The organism is Lysobacter sp. HA18 (assembly GCF_054057595.1).
In genome coordinates this window covers 1,176,253-1,196,470 of record NZ_JBSRZL010000001.1, presented here as the reverse complement: position 1 = coordinate 1,196,470, position 20,218 = coordinate 1,176,253, and the positions used below count along the sequence as shown (strand labels likewise).

Annotated in this window: 23 protein-coding genes; 6 read left to right on the top strand and 17 right to left on the bottom strand. The window is 68.0% G+C overall.

Annotated features, from left to right (window positions below; genetic code table 11):
* Positions 1–73: 73 nt before the first annotated feature.
* From ACVWWW_RS06085 to ACVWWW_RS06020, 14 genes are all read right to left on the bottom strand, one after another.
* Positions 74–682 (bottom strand): hypothetical protein, encoded by a 609-nt coding sequence (locus ACVWWW_RS06085; RefSeq protein ID WP_155914226.1) that lies wholly within the window; start codon positions 680–682, stop codon positions 74–76.
* Between the two features lie 131 nt (positions 683–813).
* Positions 814–1,173, bottom strand: a complete 360-nt coding sequence (locus tag ACVWWW_RS06080) for a PilZ domain-containing protein (RefSeq protein ID WP_027082623.1) — start codon at positions 1,171–1,173, stop codon at positions 814–816.
* Positions 1,170–2,132 (bottom strand): DNA polymerase III subunit delta', encoded by a 963-nt coding sequence (locus ACVWWW_RS06075; RefSeq protein ID WP_027082622.1) that lies wholly within the window; start codon positions 2,130–2,132, stop codon positions 1,170–1,172. Before ACVWWW_RS06075 ends, ACVWWW_RS06080 begins: the two co-directional genes overlap by 4 nt.
* Positions 2,129–2,776, bottom strand: a complete 648-nt coding sequence (gene tmk / locus ACVWWW_RS06070) for a dTMP kinase (protein WP_027082621.1) — start codon at positions 2,774–2,776, stop codon at positions 2,129–2,131. The genes ACVWWW_RS06075 and tmk overlap by 4 nt, the downstream gene beginning before the upstream one ends.
* Positions 2,773–3,822, bottom strand: coding sequence for an endolytic transglycosylase MltG (gene mltG, locus ACVWWW_RS06065; protein ID WP_036141806.1), 1,050 nt, complete (start codon positions 3,820–3,822; stop codon positions 2,773–2,775). Before mltG ends, tmk begins: the two co-directional genes overlap by 4 nt.
* Positions 3,819–4,622 carry an aminodeoxychorismate lyase gene (gene pabC, locus ACVWWW_RS06060; RefSeq protein WP_155914224.1) on the bottom strand — a complete coding sequence of 268 codons (804 nt, stop codon included), beginning with the start codon at positions 4,620–4,622 and terminating at the stop codon, positions 3,819–3,821. The genes mltG and pabC overlap by 4 nt, the downstream gene beginning before the upstream one ends.
* 13 nt (positions 4,623–4,635) lie before the next feature.
* Positions 4,636–5,985, bottom strand: a complete 1,350-nt coding sequence (locus ACVWWW_RS06055; protein ID WP_051234981.1) for an aminodeoxychorismate synthase component I — start codon at positions 5,983–5,985, stop codon at positions 4,636–4,638.
* 120 nt (positions 5,986–6,105) lie between these two features.
* Entirely contained in the window at positions 6,106–7,344 is a 1,239-nt protein-coding gene (gene fabF / locus ACVWWW_RS06050) for a beta-ketoacyl-ACP synthase II (RefSeq protein WP_027082619.1), read from the bottom strand.
* A gap of 156 nt (positions 7,345–7,500) precedes the next feature.
* A complete protein-coding gene (acpP, locus tag ACVWWW_RS06045; protein WP_027082618.1) occupies positions 7,501–7,740 on the bottom strand; it encodes an acyl carrier protein in 240 nt (79 codons plus the stop codon).
* Between the two features lie 120 nt (positions 7,741–7,860).
* Positions 7,861–8,604: a 3-oxoacyl-ACP reductase FabG gene (gene fabG / locus ACVWWW_RS06040; RefSeq protein ID WP_027082617.1), complete on the bottom strand. Its 744-nt coding sequence runs from the start codon at positions 8,602–8,604 to the stop codon at positions 7,861–7,863.
* 75 nt (positions 8,605–8,679) lie between these two features.
* Positions 8,680–9,624, bottom strand: coding sequence for an ACP S-malonyltransferase (gene fabD, locus ACVWWW_RS06035; protein ID WP_027082616.1), 945 nt, complete (start codon positions 9,622–9,624; stop codon positions 8,680–8,682).
* 163 nt (positions 9,625–9,787) lie between these two features.
* Positions 9,788–10,768: a beta-ketoacyl-ACP synthase III gene (locus tag ACVWWW_RS06030; protein ID WP_027082615.1), complete on the bottom strand. Its 981-nt coding sequence runs from the start codon at positions 10,766–10,768 to the stop codon at positions 9,788–9,790.
* A 186-nt stretch (positions 10,769–10,954) separates the two neighbouring features.
* Positions 10,955–11,149 carry a 50S ribosomal protein L32 gene (rpmF, locus tag ACVWWW_RS06025; RefSeq protein ID WP_027082614.1) on the bottom strand — a complete coding sequence of 65 codons (195 nt, stop codon included), beginning with the start codon at positions 11,147–11,149 and terminating at the stop codon, positions 10,955–10,957.
* Positions 11,150–11,260: 111 nt separating this feature from the next.
* Complete coding sequence (locus ACVWWW_RS06020) at positions 11,261–11,791, bottom strand: YceD family protein (protein WP_027082613.1); 531 nt, start codon at positions 11,789–11,791, stop codon at positions 11,261–11,263.
* A 121-nt stretch (positions 11,792–11,912) separates the two neighbouring features.
* On the opposite strand from ACVWWW_RS06020, the gene ACVWWW_RS06015 reads away from it, so the two are divergent.
* Positions 11,913–12,278, top strand: a complete 366-nt coding sequence (locus tag ACVWWW_RS06015; RefSeq protein ID WP_196804343.1) for a hypothetical protein — start codon at positions 11,913–11,915, stop codon at positions 12,276–12,278.
* Positions 12,271–12,852, top strand: coding sequence for a Maf family nucleotide pyrophosphatase (locus ACVWWW_RS06010; RefSeq protein WP_027082611.1), 582 nt, complete (start codon positions 12,271–12,273; stop codon positions 12,850–12,852). Before ACVWWW_RS06015 ends, ACVWWW_RS06010 begins: the two co-directional genes overlap by 8 nt.
* Before the next feature lies 1 nt (position 12,853).
* Here ACVWWW_RS06010 and ACVWWW_RS06005 read toward each other — a convergent pair whose 3' ends face one another.
* Positions 12,854–14,701 carry a glycosyltransferase family 39 protein gene (locus tag ACVWWW_RS06005; protein ID WP_027082610.1) on the bottom strand — a complete coding sequence of 616 codons (1,848 nt, stop codon included), beginning with the start codon at positions 14,699–14,701 and terminating at the stop codon, positions 12,854–12,856.
* 91 nt (positions 14,702–14,792) lie between these two features.
* On the opposite strand from ACVWWW_RS06005, the gene ACVWWW_RS06000 reads away from it, so the two are divergent.
* The 4 genes from ACVWWW_RS06000 to ACVWWW_RS05985 are packed head-to-tail and all read left to right on the top strand — an operon-like array spanning position 14,793 to position 19,141.
* Complete coding sequence (locus ACVWWW_RS06000) at positions 14,793–15,719, top strand: AAA family ATPase (protein ID WP_027082609.1); 927 nt, start codon at positions 14,793–14,795, stop codon at positions 15,717–15,719.
* The gene (locus ACVWWW_RS05995) at positions 15,716–16,672 is read left to right on the top strand and encodes a DUF58 domain-containing protein (RefSeq protein ID WP_027082608.1); all 957 of its coding nucleotides are present in this window, start codon (positions 15,716–15,718) and stop codon (positions 16,670–16,672) included. Before ACVWWW_RS06000 ends, ACVWWW_RS05995 begins: the two co-directional genes overlap by 4 nt.
* On the top strand, positions 16,665–18,614 hold the full coding sequence (locus ACVWWW_RS05990; protein WP_027082607.1) for a DUF3488 and transglutaminase-like domain-containing protein: 1,950 nt from the start codon (positions 16,665–16,667) through the stop codon (positions 18,612–18,614). The genes ACVWWW_RS05995 and ACVWWW_RS05990 overlap by 8 nt, the downstream gene beginning before the upstream one ends.
* Before the next feature lie 38 nt (positions 18,615–18,652).
* Positions 18,653–19,141, top strand: a complete 489-nt coding sequence (locus ACVWWW_RS05985) for a Slp family lipoprotein (protein WP_027082606.1) — start codon at positions 18,653–18,655, stop codon at positions 19,139–19,141.
* A gap of 91 nt (positions 19,142–19,232) precedes the next feature.
* Here the strand turns inward: ACVWWW_RS05985 and ACVWWW_RS05980 are convergent, their stop codons facing one another.
* Together ACVWWW_RS05980 and recR are read right to left on the bottom strand one after the other, a co-directional pair.
* Positions 19,233–19,592: an HIT domain-containing protein gene (locus ACVWWW_RS05980; protein ID WP_027082605.1), complete on the bottom strand. Its 360-nt coding sequence runs from the start codon at positions 19,590–19,592 to the stop codon at positions 19,233–19,235.
* Positions 19,593–19,596: 4 nt separating this feature from the next.
* Positions 19,597–20,193 (bottom strand): recombination mediator RecR, encoded by a 597-nt coding sequence (recR, locus tag ACVWWW_RS05975; RefSeq protein WP_027082604.1) that lies wholly within the window; start codon positions 20,191–20,193, stop codon positions 19,597–19,599.
* Positions 20,194–20,218 lie beyond the last annotated feature (25 nt).

The following is a 20,218-nucleotide window of genomic DNA, read 5'->3' as shown; positions in this document are numbered from 1 at the left end:
GCCCGCGGCGGACTCCGCTTAGTTCGTAATCGACTGATCGAACGCGACGGTGTGCTGCACCGTCGCAGCGAAGCTAGTTCGTCGTCGGTTGCGACAGATCGATGCCGACTTCGCACACGGTCGGCGGCAGCTTGCGAACGATCGGCAGGTCCGACATGAAGTCGGCATCGCCGACCGGATAATCGTCCGGCGAATCCGACGGTTCGCAGAGCGTCACCGGGCCGACGAAGCGCCCGTCATTCGACAGCTTTCCGCCCTTCCAGTCGGTGACCACGCCGCCGTAATCCCAGCCGAAACCGGCGAACTCGAACGGCCGACCGTTGAGTCGCTCGAGTTCGACCGTGGTGATGCCGGTACGCACGCCGTCGGCGCGCGTCCACACGGACGGCTTGCGCACGTACAGGGCTGACGGATGCTCGCCCTTCTCGTCGAGATGCACTTCGATGCGGCGCGTTGCGTCCTTCGGGAACAACACCCAGCCCGGCGCTTCCGCACCTTCGGCGCCGTGAAGTGTTTCGTGTGCGATCGATGTATCGCCGTAGCGTTCGCGCAACGAGTCGTAGGTATCGGTCGCGGTCGCGACGTCGTCGAGTCGCGCGGGCAGCGTCGATGCGGACGACGGTGCGCGCTGTGCGGCGATCGTGGAGCGCGGCGCACGCGGTTCGCGTGCGGATGGCGACACCGCCGCGGTCGTCGACGGTGCGGCCGGCGTCGATGGCTCCGGCGCAGGCGCACACGCTGCGACCGCAACGACTAACGCAATCGCAAGGGGACGATGCATAACGGACGGACGCAAGCGACGCGTCGCGCCGGTCACATCGTGTGCGTCGAGCGGTCGCCGGTAAGCAGGCCCGCCAGCAGCGTCTCGATCTTGCCCTTCACCGAATCGCCTTCCGGCGTTTCCGGGAATTGCACGCCGATGCCGGCCGGGTGCCCGCCCTGCGCGCCGACCGGCGTCAGCCAGACGACCTTGCCCGCGACCGGCAGGCGTTCGCCCGATTCCGGCAGCGTGACCAGCAGGAAGACCTCGTCGCCCAGCGTGTAGCGCTTGGGCGTCGGCACGAAAATGCCGCCGCCTTTCAGGAACGGCATGTACGCCTGGTAGAGCTGGGACTTGTCCTTGAGGACCAGCGACAGGATGCCCTGTCGCGCGCCGCCGGGAGTAGCACTCATCGGTCGCGGATCTCCTGGCCCGCACGCGATGCCGCGCGCCAGGCCGTCAACAGTTCGATCAGCACGAGGTCCGCGCGGACGGTGGTCCGCAACAGGTCGCGACTGCGGTTCGCTTGGTCGAACCAGGTCGCCAGACTGCGCGCGGCGTGCGGGTCGGTCAAGCCGCGCGCCCGTTCGACCGCCAGGTCGGCCGCGTGGCGCAGGCGCAGGGCGGCCTGGTCGTCGGCTCCCCATTGCTGGGCGATTTCCTGCGACGTGGCGTCGCCGCGCGAGAGCTTCTGCAGGTCGGCGGCGACGCGGCGGCGGATCTCGAGACCGCCATTGCGCAGCCAGTCGTTGGCGAGGCCCGGATGCCCGTTCGCGGCCTGAAGCGCCTCGTCGACATCCTTCGCCGAATGGCCCTGCGCGAGCAGCCACGCGCGCGCTTCGTCCGCGGGCGGCAGGCGAAATTCCACGCGCTGACAGCGGCTGCGGATCGTCGCCGACAAGCGCGCGGGATGCGCGGACACCAGCCACAGGTAGCGGCCCGTCATCGGCTCTTCGAGCGTCTTCAATAGCGCGTTCGCGGCCGAGGTGTTGATCGCATCCGCGGGGTCGACGATCGCGACCTGCGCGCGCCCGTACTGCGGCGTCAACGCCAGCGCGGCGGACAGTTCGCGCATCTGGTCGATGACGATCTCGCTGCGCAGCTTGGTGCCTTCGCGATTCGGGATGAAGCTGATGAAGCGGTAGTCCGGATGCGTGCCGGCATCGAGCAGGCGACAGCTGCGACACACTCCGCAGGCGTCAATACCGTTGGGCGTCTCGCACAGCACGCGCCGCGCGAGACGGATCGCGACGTCGCGTTTGCCCAGCTGCGCCGGGCCGCAGAACAGCTGCGCATGACCGAGGCGGCCCGACTCCAACGTCGCCGCCACCTGCGCGTACATGCGCGACTGCCAGGGCGCCATCGCGCTCATGCCAGCGACGCGCGATGACGACGCAATGCGTCGACCGCGGCCGCGCTGACGGCGTCCGGCGACTGCGATGCATCGATCACCACGAAGCGATGCGGATGCGCCTTCGCACGCGCGAGATACGCGGCACGCACGCGCTCGAAGAACCCGACCTGCTCGGACTCGATGCGATCCGCGTCGCCGCGGCCGCGCATGCGTGCAAGGCCGACGTCGACCGGCACGTCCAGCAGCAACGTCAGCCCCGGCTCGATGCCGACGAACTCACGCTCCAGCACGTCGATCAGATGCGGATCGCATCCGCGGCCGCCGCCCTGGTAGGCGTGGCTCGCGTCGGTGAATCGATCGCTCAGGACCCAGTCGCCGCGTTCGAGTGCGGGCGCGACGACCTGCGCGACCAGCTGCGCGCGCGACGCAAACATCAGCAGCAATTCAGTGCGGTCGCACGGTGCTTCACGCGTCGGGTCGAGCAGCAACTCGCGGATGCGCTCCGCAAGCGGCGTGCCGCCGGGTTCGCGCGTGCACGTCACCGCGCCGTCGCGTTCGAGTTCGCCGCGCAATGCGGCCAGCACGGTCGACTTGCCCGCGCCCTCTCCGCCCTCCAGCGTCACCAGCTTCGGTTCGCGACGCAGCACGACCGCTTCCGTCATTGCGGTGCGGCCTGCGCGGCGCGGTAATTGACGAGGTACTTCTGCACGTTCTGCTGGTGCTCGGCGAGCGACTTCGCGAAGAAGTGGTGCCCACTGCCGTCGCCGCGCGCGACGAAGTACAGCGCATCACCGGGCGCGGGATTCGCGACCGCCTGCAACGCGGCCACGCCCGGCATCGCGATCGGCGTCGGCGGTAGGCCGACGCGCGTGTACGTGTTGTACGGGCCGTCGGTCAGCAGGTCGACCTTGCGGATGTTGCCGGCGTACGTGCTGCCCATGCCGTAGATCACGGTGGGATCGGTCTGCAGCATCATCCCGAGCTTCAGGCGACGCGAGAACAGGCCCGCGATCTCCGGGCGCTCCTCGGCGATGCCCGTCTCCTTTTCGACGATCGATGCCAGCGTCAGCATCTCGTCCGGCGTCTTCACCACACTGTCGGCGCTGCGCGAACGCCACGCGGCATCCAGCGCCTTCTGCATCGACTTGTAGGCGCGACCGAGCACGTCGAGGTCGGTATCGCCGCGCGTGTAGATGTACGTCTCGGGCAGGAAGCGCCCTTCCGGATGCTGTCCCGGATGGCCGAGCTTCGCCATCAGCGCCGTGTTGTCGAGCTGCGCACTGTCGTGCACCAGCGCATCAGCCTTCGCGAGCGCATTGCGCACGTCGCGGATGTTCCAGCCTTCGACGATCGTCACCTTGTGCTGGATGACGTGGCCGTCGCGCATGTCCATCAGCAACTGCCGCGCCGTCATGTTCGGTTCGAGGCGGTATTCGCCGACCTGGATGCGACCCGCAGCGCCGAGCTGTTTCGCAAGCGCGGTCCATTCCAGCGTCGAACCTTCGACACCGGCTTCGTGCAGCTTGCGCAACACCTTCGGCAGCGAATCGCCCTGCCGCACGACGAGGCTGCTGCCGGGCTTGACGCCGCGCATCGGCGCGTCGGCGAAGTCCGCGTACAGGTACCAGGCGCCGGCAAGCGCAGCGACCAGCGCGACGAGCAACAGCAGGCTGAAACAACCACTTCGGCGCTTGCGCGAACGGCTCACGGCGACTCCGGTGTGTGTGCGAAGGCGGGATGTTCGGTCGCCAGACGGCCCCGAAGCCGGGCGACCTGCGGATGCGGCGACCACACGCGATCGCCTAGTCGCGCGACTTCGAGGATACCGCGCACGGCATTGCAGACGAACAGAGCGTCGGCGGATTCGATGTCGCGCGGCGTGACGCGGGTCTCGCGCGCCTCGAGTGCGGCGATCGCCCAGTCGCGGCAGACGCCACGCACGCCGCAGCGATCGATCATCGGCGTCGACCAGCCGTCCCTGTTCAGCAGGAACACATTGCCGGCGACCGCACTGACGACGTGGCCGTCGGTGTCGAGCATCAGGCCTTCGTCGGCGGTGTCGTCCGGCGCCCATTCGCTGCGCGCCAGCACCTGTTCGAGGCGATTGCAGTGCTTGATGCCGGCGAGTCGCTCTTGGATCGTCAGGCGCGTCTCGCACCAGCGCAGGGTGATGCGTTGTGGCGATGCGGGGATGTCGTGACGCGACAGCATCCAGAAGGGATCAACTTGCGACGGCGCATAGCCCCGGCCGCCAGCGCCTCGCGTCACGATCAGCTTGGCTACGCCGTCGCGGCCGTCGAGCAACTCGGCGAGTTCCACGCGCACCTGCGATTCGTCTGGCAGACGTAACGCAAGCACCTCCGCCCCGCGACGCGTGCGTCCCCAGTGGCGATCCCACCACGGCACGTCGCCGTCGAATGCGCGCATCGTCTCGAACAGGCCGTCGCCATACGCGAAGCCGCGATCGTTCGGCGCGATCGCATCGACGCGCGTCGACCCGGAGAACATGCGCACGTCCACGTCAGCCCTCGACGCCGAGCGCACGCAACATGCCGCGCGCCTTCGCCCGGGTTTCGTCGAGCTCACGCTGCGGGTCGGAGTCGGCGACGATGCCCGCGCCCGTGCGGAAACGCACTTCGCGACCTTCGACTTCCGCGCTGCGGATCAGGATGTTGAGGTCCATGTCGCCGTTCGGCGCGAGCCAGCCCATCGCGCCGGTGTACGCGCTGCGACCGACGCCTTCCAGCTCCGCGATGATCTGCATGCAGCGCACTTTCGGGCAGCCCGTGATCGTGCCGCCCGGGAACACCGCGCGGATGACCTCGCCCGGCGTTACGCCATCGCGCAGACGGCCGCGCACGTTGCTGACGATGTGGTGCACGTGCGCGTAACTCTCGACCGTCATCAACTCGTCGACCTCGACCGTACCGGCGCGACACACGCGCCCGAGGTCGTTGCGCTCGAGGTCGATCAGCATCACGTGCTCGGCGCGTTCCTTCGGGTGGCCGACGAGTTCCTGCACACGCGATGCGTCGTCGTCGCCGGCAATGCGCGGACGCGTGCCGGCGATCGGGCGTGTCTCGACGAGATCGCCCTGCACCGACACGAGCCGCTCCGGCGATGCGCTCACCACAGACCATCCGTCACCGGCGAACAGACCTGCGAACGGCGCGGGATTGTTGCGACGCAGCTGCGCGAACAAGGCCGCGGGTTCGACGTCGGCATCGAAGCGAGCACTCCACGCGCGCGACAGATTGGCCTGGAAGACGTCCCCCGCGGCCAAGTAGTCGAGGATGCGGCGGACGCCGTCGGTGAAGCGATCTGGCGCTTCTTCGTCGATCGCAACGGGCTTGCGCCATTCGGGCAGCGGTGACATATCGCTCGCGCGCTGCAGATCCGCGTGGGTGGAATCTGCTGTTGTGTCGTCGACAGCGTGCAGAACGCAGCTGCCGTCGACGCGATCGCGCTCGATCGCGGCGTCGATACGCAATGCGATCGCGATGGGGAGCGAGCCGGGCGCAGACGGCAGATGGAGAATCGGCTCGACCTGCGCCGCGGCTTCATACGCGATCAGCAAAGCCCAACCGCCGACGGGCGACCGATGCGTTCGCGAGGTCGCGGCGAATGCGTCATCCAGCGCGGCGAAGAAATCGTTGCCGAGGTCGCGCCCGCCACCGTCGCGAACGCGACCGTCGTGGTCGAGCACGATCTGTTCGCCACTCGTCGCGAGCAGCAGGTCGCGGCGCCCGATGCGCGTGCCCGACGCGCTGGACTCGAGCAGCACGGGGTAGCGCGCAGGCGCGAGCCGGTGCAAGTCGAGCAGATCTCCGGCACGCTCGAGGACGCGTCGGACGGGAGGCGGCGAAGGCATGCGTCGGTGCGGAGACGTCGGGAACGCGATTATCGCCGGGTAATGCCCGTGGCGTCCGATCGCTACAAACGACGAAGCCCGCGGCGGGCGCGGGCTTCGATCGTCCACGCTTACGCGCAGTCAGATCCGGCGGAACACCAGCGAGCCGTTGGTGCCGCCGAAGCCGAAGCCGTTCGACAGCGCCACATCGACCTTCGCCTCGCGCGCCGCGTTCGGCACGTAGTCGAGGTCGCAACCTTCCGACGGATTTTCGAGATTGATGGTCGGCGGGATGATCCCGGTGTGCAGCGCCATCACCGAGAAGATCGCTTCGACGCCGCCGGCAGCGCCCAGCAGGTGGCCGGTCATGGACTTGGTCGAGCTCACCATCGTGCGGTAGGCGTGATCGCCTAGCGCACGCTTGATCGCCATCGTTTCGGCGAGGTCGCCCAGCGGCGTCGAGGTGCCGTGCGCATTCACATAGCCGACCTCGTGCGGCGCGATGCCGGCGTCCTTCAGCGTCATCGTCATGCAGCGTGCGGCGCCCTCGCCGTCCTCGCTGGGTGCGGTCATGTGGAACGCGTCGGACGTCGCGCCGAAGCCGGCAAGCTCGCAATAGATGCGCGCGCCGCGGGCCTTCGCATGTTCGTACTCCTCGAGCACGAGGATGCCGGCGCCGTCGCCCAGCACGAAGCCGTCGCGCTCGCTGTCCCAAGGGCGCGATGCGCGCGTCGGATCGTCGTTGCGCGTGCTCATCGCCTTCATCGAGCAGAAGCCGCCGACCGACGTCGGCGACGAACCGCGCTCGCCGCCGCCCGCGATCATCACGTCCGCATCACCGTACTGGATCATGCGCATCGCCATGCCGATCGAATGATTCGACGTGGCGCAGGCCGACACCGCGGAGAAATTGGGGCCCTTCATCCCGGTAAGCAGCGACACCTGCCCCGGCAGCATGTTGATGATCGTGCTGGGCACGTAGAACGGCGAGATTTTGCGCGGGCCGCCCTCGTTGTACTTGATCGCGGTTTCCTCGATGCCGAGGATGCCGCCAATGCCCGACCCGATCAGCGCGCCGATGCGCTCGGCGTTGCTGTCATCGATCGTGAGACCCGAATCCTCGATCGCCATCAGCGATGCGCCGACGCCGTAGTGGATGAACGGATCCATCTTCTTCGCGTCCTTCGGATTCACCCACTTGGTGATGTCGAAGTCGCGCACTTCACCGGCAATCTTGGTGGTGAAGTTGGTGGTGTCGAAATGCGTGATCGGGCCGATGCCCGAACGTCCGTTGACGATGCCGTCCCACGTCGTCGCCAGGTCGTTGCCCAGCGGAGAGACGATACCGAGACCTGTGATCACGACGCGGCGTTTGGACATGACTTCGACCTCGAACTGCACCGGTTGCCCGGTAGATGGCTGGCGGCGATACGTCGCCGTAGGGCGTGGCATCAAAAACACGGGGCCGCAATGCGGCCCCGTCGGTATTGCGCGGAAGACGGAAGCGCCACAGCCTTCCGTCTTCCCGTCAGCGGCTTACGACTTGACGTGCGACTTCACGTAGTCGATGGCCTGCTGCACGGTGGTGATCTTCTCGGCTTCTTCGTCCGGGATCTCGCACTCGAACTCTTCCTCGAGCGCCATGACGAGCTCGACGGTATCCAGCGAGTCGGCGCCCAGATCGTCAACGAACGAGGCGTTGGTGGTGACGTCTTCTTCCTTCACGCCGAGCTGTTCGACGACGATCTTCTTGACGCGCTCTTCGATGGTGCTCATTGGATCTCTCTCCTCCCGGGACGGGATGCTAGATGGACAAGTCTAAATGAATCGCGGCGGGCCGGAGTATAGCGGCCGGTGCCGCGTGAAAAAGTCGTTGGAACTACGGGTTCCGCGGCCTTACGGCATGTACATGCCGCCGTTGACGTGGATGGTTTCGCCGGTGATGTACGACGCGGACGGACCCGCGAGGAACGCCACCGCACGCGCGATGTCGGCTGGCTCGCCAAGGCGGCCCAGCGCGATCTGGTCGAGCATGCCCTTCTTCGCATCCTCCGGCAGTCCGCGCGTCATGTCGGTATCGATGAAGCCCGGCGCGACGACGTTGACCGTGACGCCACGCGAACCGATCTCGCGTGCCAGCGACTTGCTGAAAGCGATGATGCCGGCCTTCGCCGCCGCGTAGTTCGACTGGCCTGCGTTACCGGTCACGCCGATCACCGACGCGATGTTGACGATGCGGCCCTTGCGTGCCTTCATCATCCCGCGCATCACCGCCTTCGACGAGCGATACACGCTGGTCAGGTTGGTGTCGATGATCGCCTGCCAGTCTTCGTCCTTCATGCGCATCAACAGGTTGTCGCGCGTGATGCCGGCATTGTTGACTAGGATCGAGATGGGGCCGATGTCCTTCGCGATCGCGTCGACGAGCTCTTCGATCGCACCGGGCGCGGTGACGTTGAGCACGCGTCCGCTGCCGCCCTTCGATGCAAGGCGCTCACCGATCGACGCCGCGCCCGATTCGGACGTCGCCGTGCCGATCACCGTCGCGCCCTGCGCCGCGAGTTCGTCGGCGATCGCCGCGCCGATACCGCGCGTTGCGCCGGTGACCAGCGCGATCTCGCCCTTCAGTGCTTCCGTCATCGTGGATCTCCGTTGCTGCGCGCGGACGCGCCGGTCGCGTAATGCATGTCGCCGGTTATTGGCGACGTCGTGGAATCAGGCGCGCCACTCGACGCGCGCGGCGTCGAGGTCGGCGATGTTTCCGAGCGCGCGTGCGTCGACCGACTTGTCGATGCGCTTCACCAGGCCCGTCAGCACCTTGCCCGGACCGCACTCGGCGATGCGCCCCGCACCACGCGCGATCAGCGCTTCGACGCATTGCGTCCACTGCACCGGCAGGTAGAGCTGGCGCACGAGCGCATCGCGGATCGATGCGATGTCGGTGCGCACCTCTGCGTCGACGTTCTGCACGATCGGCAATTGCGGCGCCGACCACTGCAGGCCGTTCATTGCCTCGGCGAGGCGATTGGCCGCTTCGCGCATGAGCGGCGTATGCGACGGCACGCTGACGGCGAGCTTCACCGCCTTGCGCACGCCGCGTTCGGCGAGCATCACCAGCGCGCGTTCGACGGCATCCGCATGTCCGCCGATGACGATTTGCCCCGGCGAATTGAAATTGGCGGGCACCACGACTTCGCGACCGCTGCAGGCCTCGCAGACTTCGAGTACGAGCGCGTCGTCCGCACCGAGCACCGCGGCCATCGCACCGGTACCCGCAGGCGCCGCGGCCTGCATCAGCTGACCACGCAAGCGCACGAGCTTCGCAGCGTCGGCCAGCGGCAACGCACCGGCAGCGACGAGCGCGCTGTATTCGCCAAGGCTATGGCCCGCCAGCTGCGACGGCATCGCGCCACCGCGCGCCTGCCACAGGCGCCACACGGCGATACCGGCAGCGAGCAACGCCGGCTGGGTGAATTCGGTGGTGTTGAGTTCGGTGTCGGGACCGTTCTGGCTCAGCGCCCAGAGGTCGACGCCAGCGCCTTCGCTGGCCTCCGCGAACGTGGTCGCGATGATCGGCTCGGCCGCAGCGAGGTCGGCGAGCATGCCAACGGACTGCGAGCCCTGGCCGGGAAAGACGAATGCGAGTTGCGTACCGGTCACGCGACAGCCCGTTTGGAAGAACGCGCCATCATACGGACGAAGGCTTCGCGCTGTCTGTACTCCGGCGTACGCCGCTGATCGGCGCATCCCACAGCCGTTTGCCGAAAATGCGAACGCCCGCCGGAATGCGGCGGGCGTTCGATGGCTGCGGCGCGCTACCCGATCAGTAGCGAACGAGCGCGCTGCCCCATGTGAAACCGCCGCCAAACGCTTCGAGCAGCAGCAGCTGGCCGCGCTGCACCCGACCCGAACGCACCGCTTCGTCAAGCGCCAGCGGCACCGAGCCGGACGACGTGTTGCCGTGCTTGTCGACGGTGACGATGACGCGCTCCATCGGCATGTCGAGGCGCTTGGCCGTCGCTTCGATGATGCGCAGATTGGCCTGGTGCGGAATCAGCCAGTCGATGTCATGGCGATCGAGGCCATTGGCTTCGAGCGTTTCCTCGACGACGGAATCCAGGGCCTTCACCGCGTACTTGAAGACGTCGTTCCCGGTCATCATCACGCGCACGCCGGCGTTGTGTTCCTTGGGCTTGAAGCCCACAGACACACCGACCGGGTTGTACAGCAGGTCGCGCTTGGTGCCGTCGGCGTGCAGGTGCGTGCTGAGGATGCCGGTGTCCGTGTCGGCCTTGAGCACGACCGCACCCGCGCCATCACCGAACAGCACGCAGGTCGAGCGGTCGTTCCAGTCGAGCATCCGCGTCAGCGTCTCGGCGCCAATGACCAAAGCGGTCTTCGCGGCGCCCGAACGGATGAACTTGTCGGCCACCGTCAGCGCGTAGACGAAGCCGGAGCAGGCGGCGTTGACGTCGAACGCCGGGCAACCGATCGCGCCGAGGCGTGCCTGCAGCAGGCAGGCGGTGGACGGGAAGATGATGTCCGGGGTGGTCGTACCGAGGATGATCAGGTCGATGTCGGCGGCCGTGACACCCGCAGCTTCCATCGCACGTGTTGCCGCATGGAATGCGAGGTCGCAGGTCGTTTCGCCTTCAGCGGCGACGTGGCGCTCGCGGATGCCGGTGCGCGATGCGATCCACTCGTCGCTGGTTTCGACGAACTTCGCGAGGTCGGCGTTGGTCAGCACTTTCTCCGGCAGGTAACTGCCGGTGCCCGCGATGCGCGCGTAAATGGTCTGGGTCATCCCCTGCCTCGCCGGGGTCCGGGGAGCGCGAGGCGTCCACGGACGCCGCCGTATGTACGGCGGCCTGAAAAACGGCGATGCGACCCGGAGGTCGCATCGAGATCGGTGGCGGGATCAACCGCCGCCCGCGCCGGAGGCCAAGCCATCGACGCGGACCGTGTCGTCAGGCGCCGGGGCGCCCGTCGATCACTCCTCGTCGGCGACCTTCGAGCGGACGTCGATGACCTTCTTGCCACGGTAGTAGCCGTCGGCCGTGACGTGGTGACGCAGGTGCGTCTCGCCGGTGGTCGGATCGGTCGCCAGCTGCTTCGGGCTCAGCGCGTCGTGGGCGCGGCGCATGCCACGGCGGGAGGGAGAAACGCGGGACTTCTGAACGGCCATCGGGGTGCTCCGGTGAAACGTGTGGCGGCGTCGGGCAGCTCGCCCGGGCCGAAAGAGGGAAATTATCGCCCAGCCCGGCGGCGCATGCCACCGGCGGACCCGTCCGGAGCGTTACTCCGGCTTGTTCTTCAGCGCGGCGAGAGCGGCGAAGGGATTGGGACGGCCGGTTTCCTCCAGCTCACCCTCACCCCATTCGCTTTCGACCGCTTCCGACCCCGGCTTCACCGGCACGACCGGCACCGCCAGGATCAGCTCGTCCTCGACCAGCGCGAGCGTTTCCAGCTCCCCCGACTCGTCGACCAGCAGCGCCTCGTAGCCCGGCGGCAGGGCCGATTCCTCGGCCTCGTCGCGGATCAGGCCCATGCGCTGGTCGATATGGACCGGCAACATGAACCGTTCGAGCGTGCGCTGGCAGACCAGCGGCAGTTCGGTTTCGACGCGAACCTCGACATACGCGATGCCGAAATTGTCACGATCGAAATCGAGCGAGAACACCGCGTGACCGTCGGGCGACTCGAGCAGGCTCGCGAGCCTGCGAAGCGACGCCAGCGGAACGCGACCCTCGTAACCCGACCGCGCGGTGACCTGGCGCCAGGCGTCCAGGGTCGCGGGTACAGACTGGCGTGGCGCTTCCGCGGACATAAGCCGCGAAATGTTAGAGAGGCGCCCGCGCGGTGTCAAACCGGCGACGGCCGTCACGCCGCGTGCGTTGCCGCGCGCCGGGGCTGCGGGTCAGACTGCGAGGCCTCAGCCGGAGATCGCCGTGACCGTTGTTGTGTCCCTGCTTGCCGTCGTCGCGGTCCTCGCCGCCATCTTCCTGCTGCTGCGTGCCCGCCGCCTCTCGCCGCACCAGCGCGCGGTGCGCGACGTCCTCGACGCAGCCGACGCCTTGGAAGATCGCCTGCGCGTCGCGAAGGCCGAGATCGAGGCGGTTGCCGGCGAACACAGCCCCAATGCTGTCGGCGACGCGATGCGCGAAATGCTCCGCCAGCGCCTGTGGCTGCGGGACCACGGCCACGACGCGACGCCCCAGCAACTCGCCCGCGTGCGCGATGCGATCGACGAGGCACGCACTCGCATCGATCATCAGCTGGTGCAGATCGAGGAAGCGAGGTTGCCGCGTGACTGAGTCGCGGCTCGTCCTGGCTTCGACGTCGCGCTATCGGCGCGAACTGCTGGAACGACTAGGCGTGACGTTCGACTGCATCGCGCCGGGCGTCGATGAAACGCCGTTGGACGACGAGTCGCCGGAGGTACTCGTCGAACGACTCGCACGCGCGAAGGCCGGCGCAGTGGCCCGCGCCGTGCCCGAAGCCTGCGTCATCGGTTCCGACCAGCTGGCCGAGTTCGACGGTCGCATCCTCGGCAAGCCCGGTTCGGCGGAGCGTGCGATCGCGCAGCTCGCGTCGATGTCGGGCCGCAGCGTCACGTTCCTTACCGCGCTGTGCGTCATGCGCGGCGAACACGAGTTCGGCTTGCATATCGATCGCACGCGGGTGCGTTTCCGCGAGCTGTCGACCGCCGAGATCGAGCGCTACGTCGACGCTGAACGTCCGCTCGACTGCGCCGGCAGCTTCAAGTCGGAAGGTCGCGGCATTGCGCTGTTCGACGCGATCGAAACCAATGACCCGACCGCATTGATCGGGCTTCCACTGATCGCGACGACGCGCCTGCTGCGCGACGCCGGCTTCGCCCTGCCCTGACTCAGCGCGAGATTACGACCGGGACTTCCGGCCATTCTTCGACCGCGCCGTCGTCGCCTTGCAGGCGCAAGCCGAGCCAGTGGCGCCCCGGGTGCGCAATGCCCGCGTCGACCGATCCTGAGAAACCGAGCGCCGGAGCGTTCGGCTCGACGAGCCCGGGCCACGACTTCGTCAATCCCTCGTACGGCAGGCGATAGCGCATTTCGCCGACGACGTGCCCGTCCAATGTCGCCTCCACGCGCTGCAAGCCGACGCCGTGCCGGAATGCCCAGCCCGATACCTCGAACTTGCGGCCGACTTTCGCATTGATCGCGGGGCGGTCGATCCACGCCATCGCGGGCGTCGTGCACGGACCCTGCGTGGGTTTGTCGAGGCGGAACAGCGCGAGTCGCTGGCGACCGTGATCGATATTAAGAACCTGCGGCGCCGGCAGGGGGCCAACGTGCTGGCAGAGCTCGAGGTAGCGATGATGCAGGTCCTTGAAGTCGACCTCGCTGATGCCGACCGCGAGCAGCACCGGCCCACGCGCGAGCAACGTACGCGGATCGGCGTCGAGGCCCCACAGATGCAACTGCGGCGCGCGGCCGTGCTTGCGGTTGAGCGGATGGTCGAGAACGACGATGTCGGGATCGCCGAGCGCGAAACCGAGTTCGGCGCCCAGCTTGAAGTTGTCGGCGACGACGCGTGTCCCCGGCGGCATCTGCTGCAGTCGCGCTCGCGCCGCATCGCCGACCTCGTCCCAACCGGCGAAGTTCGACGGATACCACTTCTCCGCCGCGGTTCGGGCGCGCACGTCGGGAATCGACACGGCGACGTAGTAGCCCATCACCGAAATCAAACCGAGCCCCGCGACCACCGCGGTCGCGCGCCGCCACATCGGCGGCCAGCCGGCGAGGAAGCGCGGGAGTAGCGGCATCAATGCGACGAAACCGGGCACCGGCCAGTGGAAGCTCACGCGCTCGGTGTCCGCGAAGAAGCCGAGCACGAAGAAGCCGGCGACGACGAGCAGACCCAGCATCGCGCACCATCGCGCGGTGAGCAGCGGGCTACGTAGGCCGTTGCGCCCCGCCTGCAGCAGCGCGACGAAGAGCAGCGGCGTGACCAGCAGCGCCTGGATCGCGATGAACCACAGGCCGCTCGCATGGAAGGCCCACGGATGGCGCTCGACCAGCTGGAAACGCAGGCCGGCGTCGGCGTTGTCGTAGTTCCACCAGACCAGCGGCGACCACGCGGCCGCGCCGAGGATGACGGCCATAATGACGCGCACGTCCTTCAGCAGGCGGCGGCCGTCGGGCGTGGCGAGGAGCACGAGAAAGCCAACGCCAATCACTGCGATGAAGCGGTAGTGGCTCAGCGCGCCGATCGCGAGTCCAGCCGCAAGTTCGAGCGCGTGCCCTGCGTCGACGCGGCGCAGCAGGCAGGCGCCGGCGTCCATGCATAGCAGGGTCGCCAGCGCGAGCAGCGGATCGGGCACGGCGAGCAGTCCGAGCGTCCCCACCAGCGGCAGCAGCAGCGTGAACGCACCGGCCTGCCAGCCTTCGGTCTCGCCGAACGTGCGTCGCGCGATGCGCATGACGAGCAACGGCACCAGCATGGCCACGACGAGGAACGGCATGCGTAGCGCGAGCGTATGCGCGCCGCCGATCGCGACGCCCAGTCGCGTCAACCACGCGGTCAGGCCGGGCAGATCGGAATACGCCGCCGCGGGGTGCTGGCCCTCCTGCCAGTAGAAGGCTTCGTCGACGAACAGCGGCAAATGCGCCGCGACGACGATCTTGACGACGAACACGACCGCCCACAGCGCCCAGAACTGGCGCCGCGCACGCGTCGCCACGGGCTCCGACTGCATCCTCATCCGACCTCGCTACACTCGGGTTGCGGCGGGATGCCGCCCGATTCCATTGCGCGGAGACAACATGGCCTCAGGCACGACGGCGAGCATGCTAGCGCAACACCACCGCGACGCCCTTGACCGCGCGCAGACGCAGGTCAATGCGCTCGTGCTCGGCAAGGCGCATGAAGTGCGTCTTGCGTTCGTCGCGCTGCTGTCCGATGGGCACATCCTCATCGAGGATCTTCCGGGCCTAGGCAAGACGACGCTTGCGCATGCGCTGGCCGCGACCGTCGGCCTCAAGTTCCAGCGCGTGCAGTTCACGTCGGACCTCTTGCCCGCCGACATCCTCGGCGTGTCGATCTACGACACCACGCGGCAGGCGTTCGAATTCCATCCCGGCCCGGTGTTCACGCAGGTGCTCCTGGCCGACGAGATCAACCGCGCGCCGCCACGCACGCAGAGCGCGCTGCTGGAAGCGATGGCCGAGCATCAGGTGACGGTCGACGGCGTCACGCGTCCGCTGCCCTCGCCGTTCTTCGTCATCGCGACGCAGAACCCGGTGGATCTGTCCGGCACGTATCCGCTTCCGGATTCGCAGCTCGATCGATTCCTGCTGCGGCTCTCGCTCGGCTATCCGGGCGAGGACGCGGAACGCGAACTGCTCGCGGGTGCGGATCGCCGCCAGCTGATCGCGGAACTGACACCACAGTTCGCCGACGGCGAGTTCGACGCTGCGCGCCATGCGGTATCGCAGGTGCACGCCAGCGAGGCGTTGATCAGCTACGTGCAGGCCTTGCTCGCACGCAGTCGCCGGCATCCGGGCGTGCGCGTCGGGCTCTCGCCGCGCGCGGGGCTCGCGCTACTGCGTGCGGCGCGCGCGCATGCGCTGCTGCTCGGTCGCGCGCATGCGGTGCCGGAAGACGTGCAGGCATTGTTCGCGCCTGTCGCCGCGCATCGTCTGGTGATCGATGCGGACGCCGGAAGCGACGACGCGGCGGCGAAATCCATCCTGCATTCGGTCCCCGTCGACTGATGGCAAAGGCGCGTGGCCTCCGTCGGCGGCTGCTCGCGCTGGCGCGACCGCGCGATCCCGAATCGTTGCCCGTCCGCTTCGACCGGCGACGCATCTACGTGCTGCCGACGCGCTTCGGCCTGTTCTTCGCGGCGCTCATCGCCGCGATGTCGGTGGGCGGCCTCAACTACAACAACAATCCCGCACTGCTGATGGCGTTCCTGCTCGCGGGCGCCGGCATGGCGAGCCTGGTTTCCGCGCAGCTGCAATTGAGCGGCGTGTCGATCGTTGCGGTCGATGCCGAACCGGTGCACGCGGGTCGCACGCTGCACCTTCGCGTGCATGCCCGCAACGCGGATGCGCGCCCGCGATCGGGCCTGATGGTCGACTACGAGAACATCGACGCGGTGCCGCTCACGCTGCGCGACGGCTCGGGCGAAGTCGTGCTCGACGTCGCGACCCAGCATCGCGGCTGGCTCGACGTGCCGCGCATCCGCGTGCATACGACGTGGCCGCTGGGGCTTGCGCGCGCATGGTCGTACGTCTGGCCGGACACGCCGGTGCTGGTGTATCCCGCGCCCGAAGCCGTGTCGCCGCCATTGCCGACCGGCTCGGGCGATCCCGCTGCGCGTCGGCTGCATGCCGCCGGCGACGACGTCCACCATCTGCGCAACTACCGCGCCGGTGATCCGCAGCGCGCGATCGCATGGAAGCCTTCCGCGCGGCGCGGCACGCTGCTGGTGCGTGAGTTCGAGCAGCCGACCGGCACCGACATCGAACTCGATTGGCGCGAGCTGCACGGGCTGCCGCACGAAGCTCGCATCGCCCGGCTCGCACGCTGGGTCGAGGACGCCGAACGCGATGGTCGCCGCTATCGCCTGTGGTTGCCGACGCAAGCCGTCATCGGTCCCGACCGCGGCCCCGCGCAGCGTCATGCGTGCCTGCGCGCTCTCGCGCTGATGCCGCATGGCTGACGCGATCGCCCGCCCGCTGGACGAAGGCAGCCGTCGCTGGACGCTGCTGGTCGCCGCGCTCTGCCTGTTGCCCTTGCTGCTGCAACTGCCAGGGCCGACTGCGCTCGCGATCGGCGCGACCGCCGTCGTGATCGCGATGTTGTCCTGGCGCAAGCCGCTATCCAACTTCGTGCGCGCATTGCTCGCGATCACGATCGTCGTCGCCATCGCGGCGCAGTTCGGCTTCCACTTCGGCCGCGATACCGGCTGCGCGATGCTCGGCGCGATGCTCGCGCTGAAGCCGGCCGAAACGACGAGCCTGCGCGACGGTCGAAGCCTCGTAGGCTTCGCGTTGTTCGCGCCGTTCTCCACGTTCCTGCTCGACCAGGGGCCATGGACGCTCGCACTCGGCCTGCTCGGCGCGATGCTGGTACTCGGCGCGCTGCAACGCCTCGCCGCACTCGAAGGCGAGATGCCCGCGCCCGGCCTGTTGCCGCCGATGCGACAGGCGATGCGCCTGCTGATGTTCGGCATCCCGCTGGCGCTGGCGATCTTCTGGCTGTTCCCGCGCGTCGGTTCGCCGATGTGGGGCGTGCCCGATCGCGCCGCCGCGAAGGTCGGGCTTTCCGATTCCATGTCGCCCGGCGACTGGATCGACCTGCTCGCGGACGACAGCGTCGCGGTGCGCGCGCGCTTCATCGGGCCGACGCCGCCGAAAAGCGCGATGTACTGGCGCGGGCCGGTACTCTGGGACTTCGACGGCCGCACATGGCGGCGCGCGCGTGACATCGGCATCTGGTCGCTCGATCGCGCGCAGCCGTCGACCACGCGCTGGACCTACACACTCGAAGTCGAGCCCACCGATCGCAACCAGCTCGTCGCGCTCGACCTGCCGCTCGCCGCGCCCGACGGCGCGTCGCTGACGTGGGATTACAGCCTGCATGCCGCGCGACCGCTCGCGAGCCTGACGCGCTGGCAGATGACGTCGTCGCCGCCGGCCGTCATGCAGACGCGGCTGCCCGATGCATTGCGTCGTCGCGCGCTCGCACTGCCGGACGGCTACAACCCGCGCACGGTCGCACTCGGCCGCGACCTGCGCGCGCGCCTGCATGACGACAACGCGATCGTCCAATACGCGCTGAACTGGATCCGTCGCGACTTCTCGTACTCGATCTCCGCGCCACCGCTCGGCCGCGACACCATGGACGAGTTCCTCTTCCAGACGCATACCGGCTACTGCGAACACTTTGCCGGCGGCTTCACGATGTTGATGCGCGCCGCGGGCATTCCGACGCGTGTGGTCACCGGCTATGTCGGCGGGCAATGGAACCGGCTCGGCGGCTACTGGATGATCCGTCGCATGGACGCCCATGCGTGGGCTGAAGTCTGGTTGCCGGAGCGCGGCTGGGTGCGCGTGGATCCGACTGCCGCGGTCGCGCCCGAGCGCATCTACGACACCGTCGACGATCGCCTTCCCGCCGGCGGGCTGTTCGAAACCCTGCAAGGGCCGCGCGGGTTCGCGCAGGTCGGCGACTGGATGCGGCAGAACTGGAACGACCTCGTGCTCGGCTTCAATGCCGACCGCCAGGAACGCCTGCTCGCGCCGTTCGGCCTGGGGCGACTGAGCGGCATGCAGCTGGTGCTGATGTTCGCGATCGCCGCGTCGCTCGCGGTCGGCCTCATGGTCTGGCTCAGCCTGCGCGCACCGCGCGAGCAGGACCCGGTGATGCGCGCGTGGCACGTACTGGGTCGACGCTACGCGCGTGCCGGCCTCGGACGCGCACCGTACGAGCCGGCGAGCGCTTGGGCTGAACGGATCTCAAAGGCACGTAGCGATGGCGCGCACGAGTTGCTGGATCTCACCGCCCGCTTCACGGATTCGCGATACGCTGCCGATGTCGCGGACGAGGCGTCCGCGCGGAGGCTGGCACGCGATCTACGTGCGCATCGGCCTTCTTCATAAGACTCATGCGCTGGACGCGCTCCCGTCCGGAGGCCGCAATGAAACGACGCAACACACTCGTTCCCGGCGCGCTCGCCATGGCCCTCGCGGCCTGCGCGACGTTGCCGCAACCGCTGCAGGGCCAGTACGCACCGATCACGCCGCGCGAGGCGTCCGACCACGACAGCGCCGGCACCACCGTGCGTTGGGGTGGCCGCATCGTCGAGGTCGAACCGCAGAGCAATCGCACCTGCTTCCAGATGATCTCCACGCACCTCGACGAATCGGGCCGCCCGTACTGGGCGAGCGACGACGTCGGCGGTCGTTTCATCGCCTGCCGCAACGGCTTCTACGACCCTGCGGTGTTCGAGAAGAACCGCGAAGTGACCTTCACCGGCCACATCGACGGTTATGAGAACCGCCGCATCGGCGCCTACGACTACCGCGTGCCGCGCGTCGCCGCCGACGTGGTGTACCTGTGGCCGGTACGTGAGCACGTCGACGTCGTCGAACGTCCTGCGCCGTGGCCGTGGTGGGGTTGGTGGTGATCGCGACGCGCTAGCGTCGAAAGCAAAAACGCCCGGGAATTCCGGGCGTTTTTCATTGTGCGGCGATCGCGCACACGGCTAGGGGTTTTCGTTAGCGATGCGTTCCGAACCCACCGAGCGCCGCACCCGCGAGCAGATGCAGATGCACCTGGAACACGGTCTGCCCCGCATGTGCATTGGTGTTCATGACGACGCGATAGCCGTCCTGCGAAAACCCCTCGCGACGCGCATAAGCAGCCGCGGCCAGCATGAGTTTGCCGAGCAGTTCGGCGTGCTCGGGTTTCGCCGCATCGAGCGACGCGATAGGCGTCTTCGGCACGAACAGCACATGCACGGGCGCGCTCGGTGCGATGTCGCGGAACGCGATGAGGTCATCGTCTTCGTACACGATGTCCGCTGGAATCTCGCGACGGATGATCTTGCCGAAGATGGTCGTATCGGTCTCGGTCACGCGCTCACTCCTTGATTTCGCTGCGGCTGCCGAACGCATGCGACAGCGTGCCGCGGTCGACGTATTCCAGCTCGCCACCCAGCGGCACCCCGTACGCGAGACGACTCGGCACAACGCCCTGCTGCCGTGCGAGCTGCGCGACGTAATGCGCGGTCGCCTCGCCTTCGACCGTCGGGTTCGTCGCGATGATCAATTCGCGTACTTCGCCTTCGCCAAGTCGCGCGCTCAGGCGATCGAGACCGAGTTCGCGCGGGCCGATGCCATCGAGCGGCGACAACCGCCCCTGCAGCACGTAGTACAGACCGCGATAGCCAGTCGCCTGTTCGATCGCGAGCCGATCGGCTGGCGTCTCGACCACGCAGAGCTGGTCGGCATCGCGCGATGCGCTCGAGCAGACGTTGCAGACCTCGCTCTCGCTGAAGTCGCGGCAGCGTTCGCAGTGACCGATGCGCTCCACCGCTTCGGCGAGCACCTGTGCCAGCTGGCGCCCGCCCGCGCGTTCGCGCTCGAGCACGTGATACGCCATGCGCTGCGCGGACTTGGTGCCGACGCCCGGCAACACACGGAACGCCTCGATCAACTGGTCAAGCAGCGTGCTCATCGCGATACGTTCCGCGAACGGTGGA